At 70.3% G+C, this 23,361-nt stretch carries 22 protein-coding genes and 5 pseudogenes; 17 read left to right on the forward strand and 10 right to left on the reverse strand.

Annotated elements, in window-relative coordinates:
• Positions 1-141 precede the first annotated feature (141 nt).
• The 10 genes and pseudogenes from HNR70_RS13700 to HNR70_RS13745 form a co-directional block, all read left to right on the forward strand.
• Complete coding sequence (locus HNR70_RS13700) at positions 142-348, forward strand: hypothetical protein (protein WP_184326152.1); 207 nt, start codon at positions 142-144, stop codon at positions 346-348.
• A gap of 6 nt (positions 349-354) precedes the next feature.
• A complete protein-coding gene (locus HNR70_RS13705; RefSeq protein ID WP_184326153.1) occupies positions 355-717 on the forward strand; it encodes a hypothetical protein in 363 nt (120 codons plus the stop codon).
• Positions 718-805: 88 nt separating this feature from the next.
• Positions 806-1,993 (forward strand): annotated as a pseudogene (locus HNR70_RS13710) (ISL3 family transposase); the annotation flags it as partial.
• A gap of 298 nt (positions 1,994-2,291) precedes the next feature.
• Entirely contained in the window at positions 2,292-3,365 is a 1,074-nt protein-coding gene (locus tag HNR70_RS13715) for an IS110 family RNA-guided transposase (protein ID WP_184325815.1), read from the forward strand.
• 473 nt (positions 3,366-3,838) lie between these two features.
• Entirely contained in the window at positions 3,839-4,465 is a 627-nt protein-coding gene (locus tag HNR70_RS16030) for an integrase core domain-containing protein (protein ID WP_312857677.1), read from the forward strand.
• 22 nt (positions 4,466-4,487) lie between these two features.
• Positions 4,488-4,931: a cyanase gene (cynS, locus tag HNR70_RS13725; RefSeq protein WP_145009476.1), complete on the forward strand. Its 444-nt coding sequence runs from the start codon at positions 4,488-4,490 to the stop codon at positions 4,929-4,931.
• 118 nt (positions 4,932-5,049) lie between these two features.
• Positions 5,050-5,271 (forward strand): annotated as a pseudogene (locus HNR70_RS16545) (transposase); the annotation flags it as partial.
• On the forward strand, positions 5,196-6,119 hold the full coding sequence (locus HNR70_RS13735; protein WP_184326154.1) for an IS3 family transposase: 924 nt from the start codon (positions 5,196-5,198) through the stop codon (positions 6,117-6,119). The pseudogene HNR70_RS16545 and the gene HNR70_RS13735, both read left to right, overlap by 76 nt.
• Positions 6,120-6,320: 201 nt before the next feature.
• Positions 6,321-7,391 (forward strand): IS110 family RNA-guided transposase, encoded by a 1,071-nt coding sequence (locus HNR70_RS13740; RefSeq protein ID WP_184326155.1) that lies wholly within the window; start codon positions 6,321-6,323, stop codon positions 7,389-7,391.
• Positions 7,381-7,623, forward strand: a pseudogene (locus tag HNR70_RS13745) (integrase core domain-containing protein); the annotation flags it as partial. The gene HNR70_RS13740 and the pseudogene HNR70_RS13745, both read left to right, overlap by 11 nt.
• A gap of 157 nt (positions 7,624-7,780) precedes the next feature.
• Here HNR70_RS13745 and HNR70_RS13750 read toward each other — a convergent pair.
• Positions 7,781-8,596, reverse strand: coding sequence for a DUF2382 domain-containing protein (locus HNR70_RS13750; RefSeq protein WP_184326156.1), 816 nt, complete (start codon positions 8,594-8,596; stop codon positions 7,781-7,783).
• Between the two features lie 380 nt (positions 8,597-8,976).
• Between HNR70_RS13750 and HNR70_RS13755 the strand changes: the two genes are divergently transcribed.
• From HNR70_RS13755 to HNR70_RS13765, 3 genes are read left to right on the forward strand one after another with little or no spacing between them, the layout of a single operon-like run.
• The gene (locus HNR70_RS13755; protein ID WP_184326157.1) at positions 8,977-9,387 is read left to right on the forward strand and encodes a phage holin family protein; all 411 of its coding nucleotides are present in this window, start codon (positions 8,977-8,979) and stop codon (positions 9,385-9,387) included.
• On the forward strand, positions 9,374-9,724 hold the full coding sequence (locus HNR70_RS13760) for a DUF3618 domain-containing protein (protein ID WP_184326158.1): 351 nt from the start codon (positions 9,374-9,376) through the stop codon (positions 9,722-9,724). Before HNR70_RS13755 ends, HNR70_RS13760 begins: the two co-directional genes overlap by 14 nt.
• A 36-nt stretch (positions 9,725-9,760) precedes the next feature.
• Complete coding sequence (locus tag HNR70_RS13765; RefSeq protein ID WP_184326159.1) at positions 9,761-10,060, forward strand: DUF4235 domain-containing protein; 300 nt, start codon at positions 9,761-9,763, stop codon at positions 10,058-10,060.
• Between the two features lie 87 nt (positions 10,061-10,147).
• On the opposite strand, the gene HNR70_RS13770 is transcribed toward HNR70_RS13765, so the two are convergent.
• Positions 10,148-11,113, reverse strand: coding sequence for a YihY/virulence factor BrkB family protein (locus HNR70_RS13770; protein ID WP_246375232.1), 966 nt, complete (start codon positions 11,111-11,113; stop codon positions 10,148-10,150).
• A 210-nt stretch (positions 11,114-11,323) separates the two neighbouring features.
• Between HNR70_RS13770 and HNR70_RS13775 the strand changes: the two genes are divergently transcribed.
• The 3 genes and pseudogenes from HNR70_RS13775 to HNR70_RS13785 all read left to right on the forward strand — a co-directional run.
• Positions 11,324-12,040 (forward strand): TetR/AcrR family transcriptional regulator C-terminal domain-containing protein, encoded by a 717-nt coding sequence (locus HNR70_RS13775; RefSeq protein WP_184326161.1) that lies wholly within the window; start codon positions 11,324-11,326, stop codon positions 12,038-12,040.
• 39 nt (positions 12,041-12,079) lie between these two features.
• Positions 12,080-12,217 (forward strand): annotated as a pseudogene (locus tag HNR70_RS13780) (IS110 family transposase); the annotation flags it as partial.
• A pseudogene (locus HNR70_RS13785) lies at positions 12,207-12,413 on the forward strand (integrase core domain-containing protein); the annotation flags it as partial. The pseudogenes HNR70_RS13780 and HNR70_RS13785, both read left to right, overlap by 11 nt.
• 2 nt (positions 12,414-12,415) lie before the next feature.
• On the opposite strand, the gene HNR70_RS15630 reads toward HNR70_RS13785, so the two are convergent.
• Positions 12,416-12,922, reverse strand: a complete 507-nt coding sequence (locus HNR70_RS15630) for an FAD-binding protein (protein WP_312857713.1) — start codon at positions 12,920-12,922, stop codon at positions 12,416-12,418.
• An 827-nt stretch (positions 12,923-13,749) separates the two neighbouring features.
• Between HNR70_RS15630 and HNR70_RS13795 the strand changes: the two genes are divergently transcribed.
• The gene (locus tag HNR70_RS13795) at positions 13,750-14,508 is read left to right on the forward strand and encodes a hypothetical protein (RefSeq protein ID WP_312857678.1); all 759 of its coding nucleotides are present in this window, start codon (positions 13,750-13,752) and stop codon (positions 14,506-14,508) included.
• Between the two features lie 10 nt (positions 14,509-14,518).
• Here HNR70_RS13795 and HNR70_RS13800 read toward each other — a convergent pair whose 3' ends face one another.
• The 7 genes from HNR70_RS13800 to HNR70_RS13830 all read right to left on the reverse strand — a co-directional run bounded on the left by HNR70_RS13800 (position 14,519) and on the right by HNR70_RS13830 (position 23,315).
• Positions 14,519-15,688 carry an acyl-CoA dehydrogenase family protein gene (locus HNR70_RS13800; protein ID WP_376768838.1) on the reverse strand — a complete coding sequence of 390 codons (1,170 nt, stop codon included), beginning with the start codon at positions 15,686-15,688 and terminating at the stop codon, positions 14,519-14,521.
• Between the two features lie 70 nt (positions 15,689-15,758).
• Positions 15,759-16,700 (reverse strand): HpcH/HpaI aldolase/citrate lyase family protein, encoded by a 942-nt coding sequence (locus tag HNR70_RS13805; protein ID WP_184326163.1) that lies wholly within the window; start codon positions 16,698-16,700, stop codon positions 15,759-15,761.
• Positions 16,697-17,209 carry a MaoC family dehydratase gene (locus HNR70_RS13810; RefSeq protein WP_184326164.1) on the reverse strand — a complete coding sequence of 171 codons (513 nt, stop codon included), beginning with the start codon at positions 17,207-17,209 and terminating at the stop codon, positions 16,697-16,699. Before HNR70_RS13810 ends, HNR70_RS13805 begins: the two co-directional genes overlap by 4 nt.
• A complete protein-coding gene (locus tag HNR70_RS13815; protein WP_184326165.1) occupies positions 17,206-19,227 on the reverse strand; it encodes an ATP-binding protein in 2,022 nt (673 codons plus the stop codon). Before HNR70_RS13815 ends, HNR70_RS13810 begins: the two co-directional genes overlap by 4 nt.
• A gap of 7 nt (positions 19,228-19,234) precedes the next feature.
• Positions 19,235-20,782, reverse strand: a complete 1,548-nt coding sequence (locus HNR70_RS13820; RefSeq protein WP_246375792.1) for a carboxyl transferase domain-containing protein — start codon at positions 20,780-20,782, stop codon at positions 19,235-19,237.
• A 65-nt stretch (positions 20,783-20,847) separates the two neighbouring features.
• On the reverse strand, positions 20,848-22,332 hold the full coding sequence (locus tag HNR70_RS13825; RefSeq protein WP_184326167.1) for a dihydrolipoamide acetyltransferase family protein: 1,485 nt from the start codon (positions 22,330-22,332) through the stop codon (positions 20,848-20,850).
• Positions 22,329-23,315, reverse strand: coding sequence for an alpha-ketoacid dehydrogenase subunit beta (locus HNR70_RS13830; RefSeq protein ID WP_184326709.1), 987 nt, complete (start codon positions 23,313-23,315; stop codon positions 22,329-22,331). The genes HNR70_RS13825 and HNR70_RS13830 overlap by 4 nt, the downstream gene beginning before the upstream one ends.
• Positions 23,316-23,361: the final 46 nt, after the last annotated feature.

A 23,361-nucleotide genomic window follows, 5' to 3' on the forward strand; every position in this document is an offset into this window, starting at 1 on the left:
GCGATACGGCGAATGCTGGCGGAAGGCTGCCGAGCGGCCCTCCTGAGCGCGAGGTCCGCCAGAATCCGCCCCCATTCACCACGAGGGACCGCTGCCCCGGACGCGGTCCCGCCCCACGCGCCCGCTGGATACGGTGGCCGGGTGACGCTCCCCCTCTCCCTCACCCTGATCGGCCTGGTGCTGGTCTGCGCGATCATCCAGCGCGTGGCGGGGATGGGCCTCGGGATCGTGTTCGCTCCGTACGCGGTGGTGCTGATCGGCGCGCACGAGGGGATCATGCTCGCGAACCTCCTCGGCGGGCTCGTGCCGATCGTGATGCTGCCGCGGATCTGGTCCCGGATCGAATAGGGCAAGGTGCTGCGCATCGGCTTGCCCGCGATCGCGGTGATGCCCTTCGCGGCGTGGCTGTCCTCGATCTCCCCACCCGCACCGCTCTACCTCGTGGTCGCCTCGCTCGTGCTGCTGAGCCTCGTCATCTCCGTCCTGCTGGCCCGGGTGAACACCACTGTGGACGGGGTTCCCGTGCAGGTCGCGACCGGGGTCGGGGTGGGGCTCGGCACGGTGATCGGGGGCGTTGGCGGGCCGGCCACGACCGTCTACGCCGTCCTGTCGCGCTGGCCCGCGCTGTCCATGGTCGCGACCCTCCAACCGCTGTGGATCCTCGTGTCACTGGTGCCCTTCGGGACCAAATGGGGCTCTTCACGAACGAGGGTGTAGTCGGTTGAGCGCGTCGGTGGCCGGGTAGGGGTCGAGGTCTCCCGGATGATGGAAGTTCTTCACGCTCGCCATCCCGAAAGACCTCGACGTGCTCCACCCTACTTTCGCGACCCCTGACCTGACCACGTTCTGCCGCCTCGACGAGCTCGGCCTCGTCGCCGTCGGCCAGCTGATCGAGCCGGATCGGGCCACGATCGAATGCCGCGTCGTCGAGGACGACCCGTGGTGTCGGAAGTGCGGTGTCGAGGGCGTGCCGCGGGACACGGTCACGCGTCGACTGGCGCACGAGCCGTTCGGGCACAGGCCGACGACCCTGCTGGTGCGGGTGCGCCGGTACCGGTGCGGACACTGCCGGCGCACGTGGCGGCAGGACATGACGCGGGCAGCGGCGCCGCGTGCGAAGATCTCCCGCGGCGGCCTGGAGTGGGCGCTGCGGGGCATCGTCATCGACCACCTCACCGTCACCCGCGTCGCCGCAGGTCTCGGGGTGTCCTGGAGTGCCGCGAACGCCGCCGTCCTCGCGGAAGGCAAGCGGCGCCTGATCGACGACCCCGCCCGGTTCGACGGGGTCACCACGATCGGTGTCGACGAGCACGTCTGGCGACACACGAGGCTGGGCGACAAGTACGTCACCGTGATCATCGACCTCACGCCCGCGAGGAACAAGACCGGGCCGGCGAGGCTGCTGGACATGGTCGAGGGCCGCTCCAAGGCGGTGTTCAAGCAGTGGCTCGCCGCCCGCCCTGCGGACTGGGCGAAGCGGATCGAGGTGGTCGCGATGGACGGCTTCGCCGGGTTCAAGACCGCTGCCGCCGAGGAACTCCCCGACGCCGTCCCCGTCATGGACCCGTTCCACGTGGTCCGCCTCACCGGCGACGCGCTGGATGTCTGCCGGCGTCGGGTCCAGCAAGACACCACCGGTCACCGCGGGCTCAAGGGCGACCCGCTCTACAAAGCCCGCCGCACCCTGCACACCGGGGCGAGCCTGCTCACCGACCGGCAGCGGGCACGCCTGGACGCAGTGTTCGCGAGCGAGGAGCACGTCGAGGTCGAGGCGACCTGGGGCATCTACCAGCGCATCGTCGCGGCCTACCGGGAGCCCGACAAGAAGAAAGCGAAGGCGATGATGCAGGAGGTGATCGCTGCGATCAGCAGCGGCGTTCCCGCGGCGCTCGTCGAGGTCCGCAAGCTCGGCCGGACCATGAAGCCGCGGGCGGGCGACATCCTCGCGTTCTTCGACCGCCCCGGCACCAGCAACGGCCCGACCGAGGCCATCTGTGAGTCTGGATCTGGCTGGTCTGGGACTGGCCGGTCAGGATGGATGTCGGTCGTATCGAACCGGGTGTGACTCTCGAAGCAATTGGCCCGCTTGCGGTGTCTTCCCGTTGAATTGTCCGCCCGGGTCGGTGCGGCCGACACCGTCCGGCCCACCTCGGTGACCTCATCAGGAGACTGCCCGGCCCTCGGGCCGTGGCCCATCACAGATTCGCCCCGAAGTGACCTCTTCCCGGACCCGTGCCGGCCGCTTGGCGACCGTGACCATGTCCGTCTCGAAGAGAGGAGCGTCGATCGCCATGGCTATCGTCGCGCATACCCGCCCGTTCGTCATCGGCGTGGATACCCACGCCCGCAACCACGCTGTCTCGATCCTGGCCTGCCCGACGGGCGAGATTGTCGATGAGGCTCAGTTTCCCGCAACGGCAGCAGGCTTGTCACGCGCGGTGTCTTGGGTCGGGCGCCGCACCGGAGGGGACCTCGACACGCTGTGGGTGATCGAGGGCACCGGCACCTACGGCGCACGCCTTGCCCGCACTGCAGCAGACACCGGACACACCGTCGTCGAGGCCCCGCGGATGAACGCTCGGGCGAACCGCGGCATCGGCAAGTCCGACCCGCTGGATGCGCGCCGCATCGCCGCAGCAGCGCTCCCGCTGCAGCAGACGCAACTGCGTCAACCGCGCGCCGACGAAGGTATTCGCGCTGCCATAAAGGTCCTGCTGGCCTCCCGCGACCACATGAGCACCGAGCGCACCGCGACGATCAACGCGCTCACCGCGCTACTGCGCGTGGTCGACCTCGGTATCGATGCCCGCCGCCCGCTCACCGCGACCCAGATCGCCACGACCGCGGCGTGGCGCACCCGCGACGAAGAGCTCGCCACGGCCACCGCCCGTGGTGAAGCGATCCGGCTCGCCAAACGCGTCGCCGCCCTCGACGGCGAGCTCAAGGAGATCACCACGCGGATCACGGACCTGGTCCGGCAGAGCCCCGCCGGTGGCCTGCTCAACCAGCCCGGCATCGGCCCAGTCACCGCCGCCGTCGCTCTGACCGCGTGGTCACACCTGGGCCGCATTCGATCCGAGTCCGCGTTCGCCAGCCTCGCTGGAACCAGCCCCATCCCCGCGTCATCGGGCAACACCGTCCGGCACCGGATCAACCGGGGTGGCGACCGGCGCCTCAACCGAGCACTCCACATGGCCGTCGTCACCCGCATGCGAATGGACCCGCGAACCCGCGCCTACGTCGAGCGCCGTACCGCCGAAGGGCGCACCCTCCGGGAGATCCGTCGCTGCCTCAAGCGCTACCTCGCCCGCGACATCTACCGCCGCCTCAACACCGCCGCTCAGAATGAGCTCACCGGGGCTTGACAGACATAGGAGATTCAACGGGCGACTCGAACACCTCCGCGGCTCCGCCCTCGGCTTCCGCAACCTCACCCACTACATCGCTCGGTCGCTGCTCGAAGCCGGAGGGTTCAGACCCGCGCTACACCCTCATTCGTGAAGAGCCCCTTCCCGCCGCCTACCAGCGCGAACGCCGCCAGCTCGCCCAGAGGCGCAAGGCGGCATTCGCGGAGGAACCCACCGGGGCGAACCAGGTATGGCAGCTGGACTTCTCCGAGTTCGAGACCAACACCGGCGGGACCTGGAGGATCGCAGGATGCCGGGACTACTGGAGCAAGTACGAGTATCCCTGGCACGTCTCTCCCACCGCGAACCAGCACGACGCGATCACCGCGATCGAGACCGCCCTGGAACACTACGAAGCCCTGTTCGGTCATCCGCTGATCGAGACCTGCCAGGCAGACGAGAACGGCGAGGTCATCCCCGCCCTCACGATCGTGACGGACAACGGCGGCCCGTTCCGCTCATTCCGATTCGAGCACTTCATCACCAGCCATCCCGAGCTGCGCCACGTCCGCACCAGAATTCGCACTCCGGGACAGAACGGGTCCCGTGAACGCGGGTTCGGCACGCTAAAGTACGAAAGACTGTTCCTCGAGGAGATCGACGACGTCCTGGCGCTGGTCGAGCACGCCGACGCCTACCGCAGCGAGTACAACCAGATCCGTCCTCACGAGGCCCTGGCCTGGAACCGACCGCTGGACGTCCACCTCGACCACGCCGACCCCTACACCCCTACCTTTCCCACCACCGAAAACGTGCCAACTACTTTACGCGGGACAGTTGTTGTTGTCATGATGGTGGTCTGCCTTCCTGATGGTGGGCACGTCGGTCGGGGGCCGGGCAGACAAGACGTTGATGGGGCTCTCCAGGCTCATATGAGGTCATGCAAGGCCTTCGACCGGCGCTCCTCGTCGGTCACCCCACCGGCGAAGGGGTCGTGGACGGTTCAGATCAAAGACAGACCCCCTGCGGGGCCGCCAGTCAAGTTTCGGGTCACACGCCCCCTTGCCGGGGGACAGTTACATCCTCTACGTCTAGGTTTGGCAGAACCATTCAGATAACCACACGAAGGAGCGGTGCATCATGAACGAGGCCAAGGCGAAGGCTGCCGAGGAGATCCGGGCGACGAAACAGAGGGAGGGACTCTCCTGGGCCGAGATCGCCGAGGCGATCGGCAAGCCGAAGGAGTGGACCGTCTCCGCCCTCCTCGGGCAGCATCCCGTCCCCGAGGATGCGGCGGTGAAGGTGGGCGAACTGCTCGGGCTCAGCGACGAGTCGGTGCAGGCGCTGCAGCGTCAGCCCTACCGGACGGGGCTTGGCGATGCCGCCAACGATCCGACGATCTACCGCTTCATCGAGGCGATCAACGTCTACGGCCCGGCGATCAAGGAGTTGATCCACGAGGAGTTCGGCGACGGGATCATGAGCGCGATCAACTTCAAGCTCGACGTGTCCCGACGGCCCGACCCCTCGGGTGACCGGGTCGTGGTGACCCTCGACGGCAAGTTCCTCGACTACAACTGGTGACCGGGTCGGCGGCACCGGCCTCGGTGCCGCCGTCATCGGTTCATGGGATGAGTCGGCTCACTTCTTGGACTGAAGCGCCCTGGGTTCCGTTCCGAGTCTCAGCAAGGAGAATCGGAGTATGCCCAAGAAGTTCAGTCCGGAGCTGCGTGACCGTGCCGTGCGCATGGTCTACGACCGCCAGGCACTCGAAGGTGGCCCACGATCGGAGTCGATCCGAGCTGTCGCGCCCCAACTCGGCGTTGGCATGGAGACGCTGAGGATCTGGTGCAACCGCTACGGGCCAGCCGAGCCCTCGGCCGGCCCCGCGGAGTCTCTCGAGGAGGAGAACCGCAGACTGCGTCGAGAGCTCGCCGAGTCCCGGCGGGCCAACGAGATCCTCAAGGCCGCCTCCGTGTTTTTCGCCAGGGAACCAGGCCACCCCACGACGAAAAGATTGCCTTCATCGATAGGCATCGCGATCACTTCGGGGTCGAGGCCATCTGCCGCGTCCTGGGCGCGACGGAACGTGGGTTCCTCACCTCTCGCGGCTACCGTGCCGCGAAGCAGCGCCCGGCATCGGCCAGAGCGGTCCGTGACGAGGTGCTCGTCGAAGAGATCCGTCGGATTCATGCCGAGAACTACGGCCTCTACGGGTATCGGAAGATGCATCACGCGATGCGCCGTGCCGGATGGGAAGTCGGCCGCGACCAGACCGCTCGGCTGATGAAAGCTGCTGGTCTGTGCGGGATACGCCGTGGTCGAAAGGTGTTCACGACGAGCCCTGCTGGTGGCCTGGACCGTCGTCCTGATCTGGTCGAGCGGAACTTCACGGCTGCCGGACCGAATCAGCTCTGGGTCGCTGACATCACCTACGTCCGGATCCCGTCCGGGTTCTGCTACACCGCGTTCATCACAGACGTTTTCACGCGAAGGATCGTCGGCTGGGCAGTGGCCACCAGCCTCCGCACTGAGGCACTGCCACTGCAGGCTCTCGAGCAGGCCCTCCAGACCTCCCCGGCAGAAGCGTCTCGGACTGGGCTGACCCATCACAGCGATAGGGGCAACAACTACGTCTCGCTGGCCTACTCCGATGCGCTGATCACCGCCGGAGTCCAGGCCTCGGTCGGATCCGTCGGAGACAGCTACGACTGTCAGTCTCTTTCTACCCGGTCCCGCGAGGATTGGGGAGCCCCGGCCGGCGCGGTCTGACCCTTGCTTACGATTGGCCCGAGTGGTGCCTTTGCGTTGATCTGTCGACCGCCCGGCCGGGCACGCAGTAAGCGCTGCCGCCGGATCGGGCGTGACCTAATAGGAGCCTGGAGCAGCATGTCGAGAGCGTCCCCGTGACAGTCCTGTCCACCCGCCGGCGACAGCGTGAGACCACGTTAACCGTCAAGGGAGACAGGCACCATGAGCACACTCGAAACCGTCCGCTCCGGGCACGTCGTCATCGGCGTCGACACCCATAAGCACATCCATGTCGCCGCCGTGCTCGACACCATCGGCGGCATCCTGGCGACACTCACCGTCCCCACCGACACGGGTGGCTTCGAGCAGCTTCTCACCTGGGCGGACTCGTTCGGCAAGGTCCTTGCGTTCGGCATCGAGGGCACCGGTTCCTATGGTGCGACGTTGACATCGTTCCTGCGCCGCCACGGACACAAGGTCGTCGAAGCAGGACGCCCTGATCGCCGCCAGCGGCGCCTGAACGGGAAATCCGACACCCTCGACGCGGAGAACGCCGCCCGCTCCGTGCTCGCGGGGTTCGCGACGGTCATTCCGAAGACCGCGGACAGCAGCGTCGAGATGATCAGGCAGCTCAAGATCGCGCACGATTCAGCCGTGACCGACCGCTCCGCCGCGATGATCTCGATGAAGGCGATGCTCGTCCACGCCGACGACACGCTGCGCCGGGAGACGAACCGGATGACGCCGATCAAGCTCGCCCGACACCTCGCAGCGCTGCGCCCTCGCAACCTCGAGACGCCCGCAGACTCTCTCCGCCATGCGCTGCGGTCACTGGCCCGCAGATGGCAGCACCTGGACAGCGAAGCCAAGGAACTAAGGGCGTCGATCGAGGCGCTCGTCATTCGCACCGCACCCCAGCTGCTGGAGCAGTTCGGCATCGGCGTCGATACCGCAGCCGAGATCCTGATCGTCGCTGGCGACAACCCCGAGCGGATCCACTCCGAAGCCGCATTCGCGAAGCTCGCCGGTATCAGCCCCGTCCCGACCGGTTCCGGGATGACCAGCGGTCGACATCGCATCAACCACGGCGGCCATCGGCAGCTGAACGCCGCGATCTACCGCACCGTGATCGTCCGGATGAGGTTCCACGAGCCGACCATCGCCTACGTCGCCCGTCGGACCGCCGAAGGCAAGAGCAAGCGCGACATCATCCGCTGCCTGAAGCGCTACGTCATCCGCGAGGTCTACCAACTCATCAAGGTCAACCCCCGCACCGGCGAAATCGCGGGTTGACAACTATAGGAGCGTCAACGCCCTGGCTGAGACCGCCAACGGCCTCTACAAAGCCGAGCTCATCCACCGACGCCGCACCTGGCCCTCAGCGACCGCCGTCGAGATCGCCACTCTGGACTGGGTCACCTGGTGGAACACGAAGCGCCTGCACGAAGCACTCGACTATCGCACCCCGGCCGAAGTCGAAGCGGCCTACACTCACCCCACGACGACCGCGCCCGCGACCGTCTAACCACGGAACGGAACCCAGGGCGCTTCAATCCGGGCTTCTTAGCCGACCTGATCGCGCTGATGCTCAAGCTGTGATCACCAGCAGGCGAGATCTTCACAGGCCGCACGTGCGACGGCTCCCGGGGCCTTTCGACCCCGGGAGCCGTCGAAGCGGGTTGTCAGCGCCCGCGCGGATCGGTGTCCCGATCGACGTCAATCTCTTCCTTGCGCAGGTCCGCGCTGACGGTCTCAGTCTCCTGCACGGTGCGCTTTCCCACGTTCACCTTCTCGGTGGCGACGGTCTCCTTCTGGACGACGGGCCGCTCCTCCTTGAGGGTGACGACCTCCTCCTCGTTGGCGGACTCGTCGATCGACCCGGTCGAGCGCGCATCCGCCGAGTCGGGGTCGATCGCCTCGCGCTCGACGACGAGCTCCTCGCGCCGGACGGGGACCTCGATGTTCTGGGCCTCGGTGCGGACGCGCTTGCGCAGCCGCGCCCGTCCGGCCTCCTGCTGATGCGTGTCGACGCGGAGCCGCTCCTCGTGGGCGACCATCTGGCTGTCGTCCTCGACCCCGTCACCCGCGGCGGTGCGTCCCGCCTGGGCGCGAGAATCGTCGCGGCGTTCGTCCCGACCGGCGGTGTCAGCCGTGGGCGCCGGAGCGGTGCGGTCGGTGGTGCCGCCACCGTTCTGGTAGTAGCGGAACAGTTCCTGCTCCTCCTGGGGCGAGATCTGGCCGTCGGCCTCGACGCTGGGGGCGTCCTTGATGAAGTCCTTCGTGAAGGGCACCACCAGGTCGCCGTCGGCGGGGCGGGCGGCATCGACGGGCACGAAGGTCTCGCGCGTGCCGAAGAGACCCGTGTTGACCGTCACAAACGTCGGTCGCCCGGTTTCGTTATCGACGTAGACCTGTCCGACGGACCCAATCTTCTTGTTCTCGCTGTCGTAGACGGTGGAGTTCTCGAGCGCCTGGAGATCGTTCTTGTCATCGCCCATGTGATATCTCGCTTCCTTGCTCATCACCGCCCTCTGGCCGGACGGTCTGCCTTCCCGAATGCCGGGTCTGGCCACCGTATCGCCGTGAGCTTACAATGTAAACACGGCGCGTGGAACTCGGTCGGGGTGTGCCCCGAGCGCGTCGCCAGGAGCCGTCAATGCCTCGGCTGCTCACCCCCTACGTTGTAAGGTTGTACGTTGTAAGGTTGAACGCATCATCCCCGGTGGGTTAGGTCGTCCGGGGCTCTCGTCCCCCCGATGTGCGGACGGTTCGTCGTTGCCCGGCGTGATCCTCGGGCGTACGTCCCGGCGATCCGGAACTCATCGTGGAACGGGCGTCCTTGGAGCCGCTCGCCTCGTCCGAGAGAAAGAGAGTCCCCATGAGTCATCCGGAATCCTCATCGCAGCCATCGCCGGCCGAACTCATCAGCCGTCTGTCGGAGCAGACTTCGCGCCTCGTGCGCGAGGAGTTCAAGCTCGCACGCGCCGAGATGACCGCTACGGCCAAGCAGGGAGGGGTCGGCGCTGGGCTTCTCGGCGCCGGCGGCGTGCTCGCCGCCTACGGCTTCGCGGCGCTGATCGCGACTGCCATCATCGCCCTTGCCCTTGTGCTCCCGGCATGGGCGGCAGCACTGATCGTCACGGCCGTCCTGTTCATCGCGGCGGCCATCGCGGCCCTCGTCGGCAAGAAGAAGGTCCAGGACCTTTCCCTCGCCCCCGAGCGCACAATCGACAGCCTGCAGGAAGACGTCGCCGAAGTGAAGGGAAACACACACCATGAGCATGCCTGATCCCCAGCATCCCGAGCCCGACGCCGACGCTTCGCCCGAGGAGCTCGAGGCCGATATCGCCCGTACCCGTGAGGAGCTCGGCAAGACCGTTGAGCAGCTGACCTCCGCTCTTGATGTCAAGACGCAGGCCAAGCAGCAGGTCGGCCAGGCCACCGAACGAGCTCGTCGGCAGCTCGACGACGTGAAGGATCGAGCCGCACAACAGTTCTCGGCGGCCCGCGACGCGGTCACCGACGACGACGGTCAGCTCAATCGCAACGGTTGGATCGCCGCCTCCGTGGCCGGTGCCGGGGTCGCCCTCGGGATCTACCTGATCATCCACGCGGCCCGCCGCTGAGGCCACGGGGACCCCGTCGACAACGAAAGGCATCGCATGTCCAAGAATGAGTCCACCAGCACGTCTGCCAAGATCCTCTACCGCCCAATCGGCATGCTCGGCGGCCTCGTGAGCGGAGCGATCGCCGGGGTCATCTTTAAGCAGGCGTGGAAGCTCCTCACCCCACAATCCAGGAGCAACGAAGCCCCCAAAGCGTTGAAGTCAGACTTCAACCTCGGCCAGGTACTTCTCGCAGCCGCGCTGCAGGGTGCGATCTTCGCCTTCGTCAAGGCGCTCGTCGACCGCGGAGGTGCGCGAGGGTTCCAGCGCGTGTTCGGAGAATGGCCCGGAAACTGACGACCTGGACCCCGCCCCGCGAGGGACGCCCCTGAGCCCGGCCGGGCTCAGGGGCGTCCCTCGTCCACCCGCCGTGGTGCGCGGGGGTCACGCGTCCATGTCGCCTTTCTCTTGGCTGCGGCCCGCGGTCTCCCGCAGCCGGCGCGCCCGCTCGACGTCCTCGGCGAACTTCCGCTCGCGCTTGTCGCTGGCCTTGGTGTCGCGGGCCGGCAGCTGGAGTGTCTCCTCGGCTGACATGCCCGCCTGCAGTTCCCGGCCCCGCTCGATCTCGCTGTCGACCTCCGCGCCGAACAGCAGGATCGCGTTGATGATGTAGAGCCAGAGCAGCAGGATGATCACCCCGGCCAGGGCACCGTACGTCTTGTTGTAGTTGCCGAAGTTGGAGACGTAGAAGAAGAACGCGAGGCTCGCGAGCACAGCGACGATGATCGCGATCAGGGCGCCCAGGCTGATCCAGCGCATCTTCGGCTGGCGGACGTTGGGTGTCGCGTAGTAGAGCAGCGCGACCACGATCACGACGATTGCCGCGAGTACCACCCACTTCCCAACGTTCCACACGGTGATCGCCGTCGAGCCCAGCCCGATCGCGCCGCCGACGGCCTCGGCGACCGGGCCGGACAGCACGACGATCATGAGGCCCACCGCGCCGAGTACGAGCACGAGTGCGGTCAGTAGGTACATCTGCACGGTTAGCTTGATCGCACCGCGCCCCTCGGGGACGTCGTGGATCTGGTTCATCGCGCGCCCGAAGGCCTTGATGTAGCTCGAGGCGGACCAGAGGGCCGCGAGGAGGCCGATGACCAGGCCCAGACCGGGGGCGGGAGCGGTCAGGACGGACTCGAGAGCGGGCCGGATCGTCTGCCACGTGTCGGCCGGGATGATGCCCTCAGCCTGATCGAGGATCGAGGTCAACGATCCGCTCTGGCCGAAGAGGCTGAGAATCGAGACGAGCGCCACGAGCGCGGGGAACATCGAGAGCACGGTGCGGTAGGTGAGCCCGGACGCGAGGTCCGTGCACCCATCGGCCGAGAACTCCCGCACGGTCGTGCGCATCACGTATTTCCAGGATGGAGCCGTGATCTCCGCCGGACTGTCGGGCTTACGGTCGTCTTCAGGGTCAGGGGCATCAGCCGGGTTCTCGTGGTCGTGGGTCGCCTGTCGTGACATCGTCCATCCTCTCAATCGCGTTCTTACACCGTAAGGCTAACGATGTACTGCGAGGTCGGGGTGGCATCGAATCAGCGAGGACTGGATACTGGCTCCATGGACAGCACGGCAGAGGGCACGGAATCCCGCAGGAGCGGTCGGCGGCTCGACCGCGACACGGTCATCAAGGAGGCGCTGCGCGTGGTCGATCGAGAAGGTTCTCGCGCGCTCACGATGCGCGGCCTCGGTCAGGAGCTCGGCGTCGAGGCCATGTCGCTGTACCGCTACGTCACGGGTCGTGAGGATCTTCTCGAGGGCATCGTCGTGTGCTTGCTCGAGGGCGTCACGGCCGAGCTCGCGAACGCGCGCCCGGCGAGCTGGCAGCAGTATCTGCAAACCCTCGCGCACATCGTGCGTGATCTAGCTCTCGAGCACCCGCTCGCCTTCCCGCTCGTCGCGACCCGGCATCCTGCCGCCCCGTGGCTGCGGCCGCCGCTGCGCAGCCTCGAGGTGGTCGAGGACTTCCTCACGACGCTCGGCGAGTTCGGCTTCAGCGACGAGCAGAAGGTCGGCGCGTATCGCTCCTTCACGAGCTTCCTGCTGGGCCAGCTGCTTCTCGAGGCGGCCGCGCGCGGCGACGGGGTCGCGCCGCCGGAGGAACCGTTCGACGAGGGGGACGCGGACGTGCCCAACCGGGACGGGCGCATCCAGCTCTCCCCGGGCAGCGAGGTGCTGCGACTGCGCCCGATGCTGAGCGAGAACCACGGCGCCGAGGAGTTCGAGTTGTCGCTCGAGTCACTGCTCGACCGTATCGAGCTCGAGGTCTCCCAGTAGGTGGGTCGTGCGTCGATCCCTCCGAAGCTCCACGAGCCGACCATCGCCTACGTTGCCCGTCGGACCGCCGAGGGCAAGAGCAAGCGCGACATCATCCGCTGCCTGAAGCGCTACGTCATCCGCGAGGTCTACCACCTCATCAAGGTCAACCCCCGCACCGGCGAAATCGCGGGTTGACAACTATAGGAGCGTCAACGCCCTGGCTGAGACCGTCAACGGCCTCTACAAAGCCGAGCTCATCCACCGACGCCGCACCTGGCCCTCAGCGACCGCCGTCGAGATCGCCACTCTGGACTGGGTCACCTGGTGGAACACGAAGCGCCTGCACGAAGCACTCGACTATCGCACCCCGGCCGAAGTCGAAGCGGCCTACACTCACCCCACGACGACCGCGCCCGCCTGGAGGCCGAGGGTGATGCCGTCGCCCTGGATGGCCCGGGAGTTCGGCGTGGTGGTGTCGTCGACGATCTCCGCCCAATAGGTGTTGTACTTCTGCAGCATCTTGGTGTTCGCGCCGAAGCCGCCGGAGGCGAGCACCACGGCGCCGGCCCGCACGATGACGCGCTGGTCGGTGTTCTGCGCCTCGACGCCCACCACGCGGCCGTCCTCGAGGACGAGCTTCTTGACGTCAGGGTGCCGTAGTCGAACTCGACGCCGATGTCCTCGAGCCAGTGCACGGAGTCGAGCACGTTGTCGGTGAGCATCTTGACCAGGTCGCAGTTGCCGTAGACGCTGCGGCCAGTGAGGTCGGTGCGCTTGCCGGCCTTGTAGGTCTGGATCCGGTACCGCAGCGAGGGTCGAGGAGGTGCTGCTCCGTGCGCTCGACAACGGCGAGGTACGCCCGGAGGCGAGGCCCGCACCGCCGGCGCCGACCACGACCACGTCGGTCTCGAGGTGTACCGGGGCGGAGAACGAGGGGTCGTACTCCGGGGTGGCGATGATGACGCCGTCCGAGGCGGAGACCGCGTCGATCAAAGCGCACCTCCGGGGTCTGCGAGTCCTTCGCGCGGAACGCCGGGAGCGGACGGATCTCGAACGGCTCGACCTGCACCCTGTCCGCGAAGTGAGCGGCGATGCACTGCATCAGGGACCGGTTCGTCGAGTCCGTGGAGTTGTTGCGGACGATGCCTACGAATGCCATGTGTGTCTTCTGGTCCCGAAGGGGCGTGTCCGGACGGGACCGACCGCGGGAGGCCGCGCAGGCGGGACGAGCCGCTGCGTGACTATCGGCGCAAATCGGGAGGGGGGACGGCTGATTCAGTCTTAGAGATGGGGGTGACCGGTGGGTATGGCGGGTGGGCGGGGCGCGCGGGTGGGGAGGTCGGCCGACCGGGGCGGGCGGCGCGTTGCCCATGGAGTTCGCTCAACGACGGGGAAGCGCCCCGGTACCGAGCTGATCCGCACCGAGCCCCGGGGGCCATCCCCCGCCCCGGCGGCGCGTCAGCCCCCAGTCGGCTCTCGGAGGCCGCGACTAGGCTGAGGACCTGGCCGCCGTGCCGGCGGCCCGCCCCCACCGGACGACGCCGCGAGCCCCGAGAGGTCTGCACCCCGCTGTGAACACCCAGAACCGACTGCCGAGGAACGGCCGGCCCGTCCAGGGCCGTGCTCCCTCACGGCCCGGGGGGATACCCGGTCTTCCGCAGTCCTGGGCACGGCAGCGGGAGACCTGGTCGCAGCCGCAGCAGAGGTGGGCCCCGCCGCGCAACGAGGTGCACGAGGGCACGATCCTCCCGCCCCGTTCCCGCGCCCTGTCGAAGCATCGTCGCCGCGGGCGCTGGCTCACCGTCGGCGTGCCGACCGTGCTCGGCGGCACCCTCGGCTTCACAACCTTCCTGATCCTCGGCGTCAGCAGCCTCGTCGGCGGTGCCGGTCTGCTCGCCCCCACCCTCGCCGGACTCGGCGTCACCGCCGTGATCGGTGGTGGCAGCGCGTTCCTGCTGCGGAACCGGCGGCCGAAGCGGGTGACGCTCAGCGGCTCATCCGAGGAGCTCACCGCCGGCACCCGCGCCGTCTTCGTGAAGATCCTCCACGCCACGTCCCAGCAGCGCCGCCGACTGTTTCGGGCCCGGCGCCACACCCGCGGTCCACTTCTCACCCCGGCGCTGGACCGCGCCGACACGCTGCTGCAGCGGATCGACGGGCTCCTCGCCTCCGGCACCCTGCAGTCCCGCCGCGCCTCGGACGCGGACGTGCTGGCGCTGGAGGGGATGGCGACCCGCTACGTCCCCGAGCTGCTGGACGCGCTCGAGGAGACCGCGGGGATCCTCACCACCGTGGAGGGCGATGCGCAGCGGAAGGCGATGACGAACCTCCAGCGCATCGAGCAGCAGCTGACCACGCTGGACGGCCGGGTCGCGAGGATCGAGGACGACGTCGTCTCCGGCGTCACCCGCACCCTCGACGTGCACCAGGAGTTCCTGCGCACCCGTTTCGCCGACGATGAGGACGGCCCGGCGACCGGCCGCTGAGCTCTCCCCCTCACCTCGCCAGCGCGTTCGGGAACCCGAGGTGCCTGGCGATGATCGCGAGCTGCACTTCGTTGGTGCCCTCGCCGACCTGGAGCACGCGCGAGTCGCGGTAGTGGCGGGCGACGACGTTCTCGTTGAGGAAGCCCTGGCCGCCCCAGATGTGGCAGGCGTCGCGGGCGTTGTCGGCCGCGGCCTCGCTGCCCACGAGCTTGGCGATCGAGGCCTCCTTCGAGAAGGGCATCCCGGCGTCGAGGCGGCGCGCGGCCTCGTGCATGAGGGCGCGCGCCCCGGCCACGCGGGCCTGCATGCGAGCGAGGGTGAAGGCGACGTGCTGGTGCTCGCCGAGGGGGCGGTCGAACACGATGCGGCTCTTCGAGCGCTCGACCGCCTGCTCGAGGCAGCCCTGGGCGGCGCCGACGCACAGCGCCGCGATCGCGACGCGGCCCTGGTCGAGGCTGGCGAGGAAGTTCGCGAAGCCGCGGCCCCGCTCCCCCAGCAGGTTCTCCTCGGGCACGCGCACGTCCTCGAGCAGCAGCGGGTGGGTGTCCGAGGTGTGCCAGCCGACCTTGTCGTAGCTCGGCAGGACGGTGAGCCCGGGGGTGTTCGCGGGGACGATGATCGTGGACAGCTCGGGGACCTGCTTCCCGTCCCGTCCCTCCTTCTGCCCGGTCACGGCGGTGACGGTGATCAGCGAGGTGATGGGGGTGCCGGAGTTGGTGATGAACTGCTTGGACCCGTCGATCACCCAGGTCCCGTCCTCGAGGCGGGCGGTGGTGCGGGTGGCACCGGCGTCGGAGCCGGCGTCCGCCTCGGTGAGTCCGAAGGCGGCGAGCTGCTCCCCACGGGCGAGCGACGGCAGGTAGCGCTCCTGCTGGGCGCGGGTGCCGTAGCTGAGGATCGGCATGGTGCCGAGACCGAGCCCCGCCTCGAGGGTGACGGCGATCGACTGGTCCACGCGAGCGAGCTGCTCGACGGCGACGCAGAGGGAGAGGTAATCGCGGCCCTGACCGTCGAACTCGCGCGGCACCGGCAGGCCGAACAGGCCCATCCTCCCCATCTCGGCGATGATCTCCATCGGCAGGCGGCGCTCGGTGTCGTAGGTGTAGCTGGCGGGGGCGACGACCTCGTCGGCGAAGTCGCGCACCTGCGCGGCGAGGCGCTGGTGGTCCTCGGGGAGCATCTCGGTGCCGGGCGGGGGCGAGGGGGCGACGGTGGTGGTCATGGGGTTCTCCTTCGAGCGGCGCTGCTGGTCAGGTGGGGAACGGGACGGGATCGACGGCTTCTGGCACCTCAGGATCGGGGGCGTGCTCCGCGCGGGCGACGAGGGTGCGGGCGTGACGCAGGAGCGGCTCGTCGACCATCGCGCCCTCGTGGGCGAACACCCCACCGTGATGCTCCGCGGCGGCGGCGAGCAGGTCCCGGGCGCGGGCGAGCTGGGCGGGATCCGGGGCGTGGGCGGCACGGACCACGGCCACCTGGTCCGGGTGCAGGCAGGCGGTGGCGGTGAAGCCAGAGGCCGCGGCGTCCTCCGCCTCCTCACGCAGACCCTCGAGATCGGCGAGGTGGAGGTGGACAGCGTCGATCGCGGCGCGCTGGTGGGCCCGGGCGGCGAGCAGCACGGCCGAGCGGGCGTGGAGGACCACGTCGCGGTAGCTCCCGTCGGACCGGCGGGAGGAGGTGCCGCCGAGCGAGGCGATGAGGTCCTCCCCGCCCCACATGAGCGCGGCGACGTCGGGATGCGCGGCGATCTCCCCGGCGGCGAGCACGCCGCGCGCCGTCTCGCACAGGGCGATGACGCGCGTCCCGGGAAGGCGGGCGACGAGGCGGCCGACGTCCGCGGCGCTCTCGGTCTTGGCGAGCATCACCCACGTGGGGCGGCGGGCGGCGAGAGCGGCGGTGTCGGCCTCGAACTCGGCGGTGCGTGCGGGGTTCACGCGCACGATGGTGCGTGCGGGGTCGAGCTGGTGGGCGGCGACCGCGGCGCGCGCGACGGGCTTGTCCGGGAGGGCGACCGCGTCCTCGAGGTCGAGGATGACGGCATCGGCGCGGGCGGCGGCCTTCGCGAAGCGGTCCGGGCGGTCTCCGGGGCAGAACAGCAGGGCAGGGCCGAGGGCGGCGAGCTCCTCCGCGCCCAACGGCACCTCCCCGGCCCGGCGCTGGACATGCTCGCCGGGGGCCGGCTCGCGCGTCATGACGGGCTCCCAGGAGCGGGCTCGTCCGTCGGCGCGCAGTGCATGAGCGTGGTGCGCACGGCGCGGACCACGACCTCACCGTGCTGGTTGCGGCCGGTGTGGACGAGGGAGACCACCGCCTTACCGGGGCGGGAGCGGGAGGGCCGCACCGCGGTCACCTCGGTCTCGGAGTACAGGGTGTCGCCGAGCAGCAGCGGTGCGGGGAAGGTGACCTCGCCGAACCCGAGGTTCGCGACCAGCGTGCCCTGGGTGAGCTGGGCGACCGAGGCACCGACCACGGTGGCGAGGGTGAACATCGAGTTCACCAGGCGCTGCCCGAACTCGGTGCCCGCCGCCCACGCCGCATCGAGGTGCAGGGCCTGCGGGTTCATGGTCATGGTCGTGAACAGGACGTTGTCCGCCTCGGTGACGGTGCGGCCGGGCCGGTGCTCGTAGATCGCGCCGATCTGCAGCTCGTCGGCGTAGAGGCCGCGCTGCACGATCCGCGGCGGGGCGGGGCGCTCGTTCATGGGTGCACCTCCTGGAGCGATGGGGCGGCCAGCGGGGTCTCTTCCGTGACGACCTGGGCGAGCTCCTGGCCGCGCACCACGCGGTCTCCGCGGCGGACGTGCAGGCGCACGGTGCCGTCGCTCGGGGCGGTGAGGGTGTGCTCCATCTTCATCGCCTCGACCACGAGCACGGGGTCCCCGGCGGTGACCGCGCTGCCGCCCTCGGCGAGGACGGCGGTGACGATGCCCGGCATCGGGGAGGCGAGGGTGGGGGCCGCGGCACCGGGACCCGTGCGACGAGCAGGGACGTGGAAGGCCAGCTCGTGGTCTCCGCCCGGCAATCCGAGCCATACGGCCTGCGCGGTGGTCGCCCAGGTCATCGGCACGCGGTGGCCGTCGACGGTGACCGCCCCGGGGTGCAGCTCGACCACGTGCTCGGCCGTCGCGGACAGGGCCGCCGTCGAGCCGCTGCGCACCTCCGCCACCGCACGCTCGGGCGTGCCGGTCAGCGCGACCTCGACCGCCTCCCCGTCGGCCGCGAAGCGGACCACGAGCGGAGCCTGCGCGCCGAGGCGCCAGCCCGTCGGCGCCTGCCAGATCCCCGACCGGCGCGCCGCCGCGATCTCCTGCCAGCGCACCGCCGCGGCGACCGCCCACACCGCCGCGCCCGGGGACGCCGGCGCGAGCCGGTCCAGGGAGCGCTCGATGAGGCCGGTGTCGACCCTCCCGGCGCGGGTCTCGGGCAGGGCGAGCAGTGCGCGCAGGAACGACGCGTTGGTGCGGACGCCGAGGATGTGGGTCTGCTCGAGGGCGCGGTCGAGCGCGGTGAGGGCGGCCTCGCGGGTTCCGGCGTGGGTGATGACCTTGGCGAGCATGGGGTCATAGCTGCTGGTCACGTCCATGCCGGTGGCGAGCGCGTGGTCCACCCGGGCGCTCTGCGGCAGGGCGAGGGAGAGGACGGTACCGCCGGTGGGGAGGAACCCGGCGGCGGGGTCCTCGGCGTAGACGCGGGCCTCGAGCGCATGGCCGCGCACCTGGACGTCCTCCTGCCGGGCGGCGAGCCGCTGGCCGTCCGCGATGCGGAGCTGGGCGGCGACGAGGTCCGTGCCGGTGACCTCCTCGGTGACGGCGTGCTCGACCTGGAGGCGGGTGTTCATCTCGAGGAAGTACGGCTCGTCCGGGGAGGCAGCGTCGAGCAGGAACTCGACGGTGCCGGCGCCCACGTAGTCCACGGAGCGGGCGACCTCGAGCGCGAGCGCGCCAAGGCGTTCGCGCTGGTCAGCGGTGAGGTCGGGGCTCGGCGCCTCCTCGATGACCTTCTGGTGGCGACGCTGGAGGGAGCACTCCCGCTCACCGAGGTGGAGGGCGCGGCCGTGGGCGTCGGCGAGGATCTGCACCTCGAGGTGGCGGGGCGCGGCGACGTACCGCTCGAGGAAGAGGGTGTCGTCGCCGAAGGCCCCCACGGCCTCACGCCGCGCGGCGGCGAGCGCGGCGGGCAGCGCGTCCGCGGACTCGACGACGTGCATGCCCTTGCCTCCCCCACCCGCCGCTGGCTTGACCAGCAGCGGGAACCCGACCTCCGCCGCGCCGGCTACGAGCACCGCGTCGTCGAGGCCCGGCGCGGACAGCCCCGGCACGACCGGGACACCGCGTGCGGTGACCGCGGCGCGGGCGGCGATCTTGTCGCCCATGGTCTCGATCGCGCGGGCCGAGGGGCCGACGAAGGCGATGCCCGCCTCCTCGCAGGCGCGGGCGAGGGCCGGGCGCTCGGAGAGGAAGCCGTAGCCGGGGTGGAGCGCGTCGGCCCCTGCGGCCCGGGCCGCGGCGATCAGGCCGTCGACGTCGAGATAGGAGTCGAGGCGCACGGCGCGGTCGGCAGCGGCGACGTGCGGCGCGTCCACGTCCTCGTCAGTGTGGACGGCGATCGCGGTGAGGCCGAGGGCATGGACGGTGCGCAGGATGCGCAGCGCGATCTCGCCGCGGTTGGCGATGAGGACCGTGGTGAGGGACAGGGGTGCCGGGGTGAAGAGGCTGGTCATCGCGGCCTCACATCCGGTAGATCGGTCGCGCGGGCGGGGGCAGCGGGGTGCGGGTGACGACGTCGAGGGCGAGGGAGAGGACGGTGCGGGTCTCGGCGGGGTCGATGATCCCGTCGTCCCACAGCCGGGCGCTGGAGTAGTAGGGGCTGCCCTGGGACTCGTAGCGCTCCCGGATCGGGCGGCGGAACTCCTCCTCCTCGGCCTCGCTCCAGGTGCCGCCGCGGGCTTCGATGCCGTCGCGGCGCACGGTCGCGAGCACGGACGCGGCCTGCGCCCCGCCCATCACGGAGACGCGCGCGTTCGGCCACAGCCACAGGAAGCGCGGCGAGTAGGCGCGCCCGCACATGGAATAGGTGCCCGCGCCGAAGGAGCCGCCGATGACGACGGTCAGCTTGGGCACGCGGGCGCAGGCGACGGCGGCGACCATCTTCGCGCCGTCCTTGGCGATGCCGCCGCGCTCGTACTCGGCGCCGACCATGAACCCGGCGATGTTCTGCAGGAACAAGAGCGGGATGCCGCGCTGGTCGCACAGCTCGAGGAAGTGGGCGCCCTTGAGCGCGGACTCGCTGAACAGCACCCCGTTGTTCGCGACGATGCCCACGTGGTGCCCGTCGATCCGGGCGAAGGCGGTGACGAGGGTGGTGCCGTAGAGCGGCTTGAACTCGCTGACGGAACCGGCGTCGACGAGGCGGTCGATCACCTCGTGCACGTCGTAGGGGGTGGAGAGGTCCACGGGGACCACGTCCGCGAGGGTCGCGGGATCCTTCGCGGGCGGCGCAGGCTCGCTCCGAGCGCCGGTCGCGGGCTCGGCCGACGGCGGGAGGGTGTCGACGATGTCGCGGAGGATCTCGAGGGCGTGCGCGTCGTCCTCGGCGAGGTGGTCGGCGACGCCGGAGACCTCGGTGTGCAGCACTCCCCCGCCGAGCTCCTCGGCGCTGACCTCCTCGCCGGTCGCGGCCTTCACCAGCGGCGGCCCGCCGAGGAAGATCGTGCCCTGGCCGCGGACGATGACGGTCTGGTCGCTCATGGCGGGCACGTACGCGCCGCCGGCGGTGGAGGAGCCGAGCACGGCGGCGAGCTGCGGGATCCCGTCGGCGCTCATCCTCGCCTGGTGGTAGAAGATCCGCCCGAAGTGGTCGCGGTCGGGGAACACCTCGTCCTGCAGCGGGAGGTAGGCGCCGCCGGAGTCGACGAGGTACACGCAGGGCAGGCGGTTCTCCTGCGCGATCTCCTGGGCGCGCAGGTGCTTCTTCACGGTGAGCGGGAAGTAGGTGCCGCCCTTCACGGTCGCGTCGTTGGCGAGGACCAGGCAGTGGCGGCCGTGGATCATGCCGATCCCTGCGACGACCCCGGCCGACGGGGCCTCGTCCTCGTACATCCCCCACGCGGCCAGCGGCGCGATCTCGAGGAAGGGGCTGCCAGGGTCGAGGAGCCGGTCGATCCGCTCCCGGGCGAGCAGCTTCCCGCGGGCGCGGTGCTTCGCGCGGGCGCTCACCGGTCCGCCCTCGGCGACGGCGGCGAGGCGGGTGCGCAGCTCGGTGACCAGCGCGTCCATGGTCAGCTGGGTGCTGGTCACGGGGTCTGTGCGGGTGCTGGGCTCGCTGCGGGTGCTGGTCATGGTCACCTCGTCAGCAGCAGGCCAGGGTCGGCGAGCACGTCGGCGACGTCGCGAAGGAACGCGGAGGCCTCGGCCCCGTCCAGGACGCGGTGGTCGAAGGAGACGGTGAGGGTGACGACCTCGCGCAGCCGGATCCGTCCCCTGTGCTCCCAGGGCTGGGTGCGCACGGCGCCGATCGCGAGGATGACTCTCTGGCCGGGGTTCAGCAGAGGCACGCCGCCCTCGACGCCGAACACGCCGACGTTGGTGAGGGTGAGGGTGGAGCCGGTGAGCTCGGCCGGGGTCGCCGAGCCCTCGCGGGCGCGGGCGGCGGCGCGGGCGATGCGGGCGGTGAGGGCGGGTCCGCCCGCGAGATGGCCGGTGTGTGCCGGGGCGTCCTCGTCCGTCCCGGTGGGTACGCGCACGACGACGAGGCCGCGGTCGGTGGCGACGGCGATCCCGAGCGCGACGTCGTCGAACTGCTCGATCTCGCCGGTGCCGGCGTCGAAGCGGGCGTTCGCGAGGGGCGTCCGGTCGACGGCGGGGAGGACCGCCCGACACACCGCCGCGAGGAAGGAGGTGCGCCGTCCCTCCTGCTCCGCTCGCCGCAGGCGCTTCAGGGTGGGCGTGACGTCGACGGTGTGGAACACCGCGGCCTGCGGCGCTGTGGTCGAGGCGGTCATCGCCGCCGCGGTCGCGCGGCGCAGCCCCATCACCGGGATCCGGTGGGAGGCGGGGGCGGCCGACGGGGGCTGGGCGGTGGTCGCCTCGGCGGGGCTCGCCGCCTTCGCAGCAGAATCGGCCAGCGCGGTGTCTGGGCGCACCGTGTCGGAGCATGCGCTGGGGGAGCGCGTGGTGCCTGGAGCCGGGCAGGTCGCTGTGCCGCCCTTCGCGCACGCGTCGACGTCCTCGCGGAGGATGCGCCCGCCCGGTCCGCTGCCGTGCACGGTCTCGAGGTCGACGCCCAGGTCACGGGCGTGTCGGCGCACCGGCGGCATCGCGGCCGGCCGTTCGCGGGCGGCGGCCTCGGCGCTTCGCCCCACAAAGGCGACGGTCTCGAAGACGCGGGGCCGACGACGAGGTCGGCCGGTGGTGGGGAGCTTCGGGCCGTAGCCGACGAGCACCTGCTGGCGGCGCGGACCACGCGTGCCCTCGGGCGCGGGCGCGTCGGCCGACCTCGCCACGTCGGCCGCACTCTCCCCGTCGGCCGCGCCGATCCCGTCGGCCGCGCCGATCCCGTCGGCCGGCCCCGCCGGGGCGTCCCCGTCGGCCGCGATCTCCGCGAACTCGACGAGCGGCGCGCCCACGTCGAGGGTCTCCCCCTCCTCGGCGCGCAGGGCGGTGATGCGTCCCGCCCGAGGGCTCGGCAGCTCGACGGTGGCCTTGGCGGTCTCGACCTCGGCGAGGACCTGGTTCAGCGCGACCTCGTCGCCGACGGCGACGTGCCAGGTCACGACGGTCGCCTCGGTGAGGCCCTCGCCGAGGTCGGGGACGCGGAAGATGCTCATGCGCGCACCTCCCGGGAGTGGCGCCTGCCGAGGGTGCGGTCGACGGCGTCGAGGATCCGGTCGATGCCGGGCAGGTGGTGCTCCTCGAACGCGGAGGGCGGGTAGGGGATGTCGTAGCCGGTCACGCGCTCGGGCGCGGCCTCGAGATGGTCGAAGCAGTCCTCGATGGCGGAGGTGATCACCTCGGCGGCGAGGGACACGGTCCCGGGGGCCTCGTGGGTGACGACGAGGCGGCCGGTGCGGCGCACGCTCGCGGCGACGGTCGCCCGGTCCAGCGGTGCGAGGGAGCGCAGGTCGATGACCTCAAGGTCGATGCCGTCGTCCTCGGCGGCGACGGCGGCCTCGAGCGCGGTGAGGACGAGCGGGCCGTAGGCGACGAGCGTCGCGTCCCGGCCGGGCCGCAGCACCCGCGCACTGTCGAGGTCGGCGCGGAGAGTGCGGTCCACCTCGCCCTTGCCCCAGTAGCGGCGCTTGGGCTCGAGGAAGATCACCGGGTCCTCGCTGCGGATCGCGGCGCGGAGGGTCGAGTAGGCGTCCTGCGGATCGGCGACGGTGACCACGCGCAGCCCCGGGGTGTGGGCGAAGTACGCCTCGGGCGACTCGGAGTGGTGCTCGACCGCGCCGATGCCACCGCCGAAGGGGATCCGGATGGTCAGCGGCATCGCCACGAACCCGCCGGTGCGATAGCGCAGGCGGGAGGCCTGGGAGACGATCTGGTCGAACGCCGGGTACACGAAGCCGTCGAACTGGATCTCGCAGACGGGACGCTGACCGGCGTAGGCCATGCCGATCGCGGTGCCGACGATCCCCGATTCGGCCAGCGGCGCGTCAATCACCCGCTCGCCGCCGAAGCGGGTCTTCAGCCCGTCGGTGATGCGGAAGACCCCGCCGAGGGTGCCGATGTCCTCACCGATGAGAACCACGCGGTCGTCCCCGGCGAGCTCGTCGGCGAGCGCCGCGTTCAGGGCCTGCGCCATGGTCATGGTCTCCGTGGTGGGCGCGCCCTCCGGCGCGGGGTCGCGTCGGCCG

The organism is Brachybacterium aquaticum (assembly GCF_014204755.1).
Taxonomy (GTDB): domain Bacteria; phylum Actinomycetota; class Actinomycetes; order Actinomycetales; family Dermabacteraceae; genus Brachybacterium; species Brachybacterium aquaticum.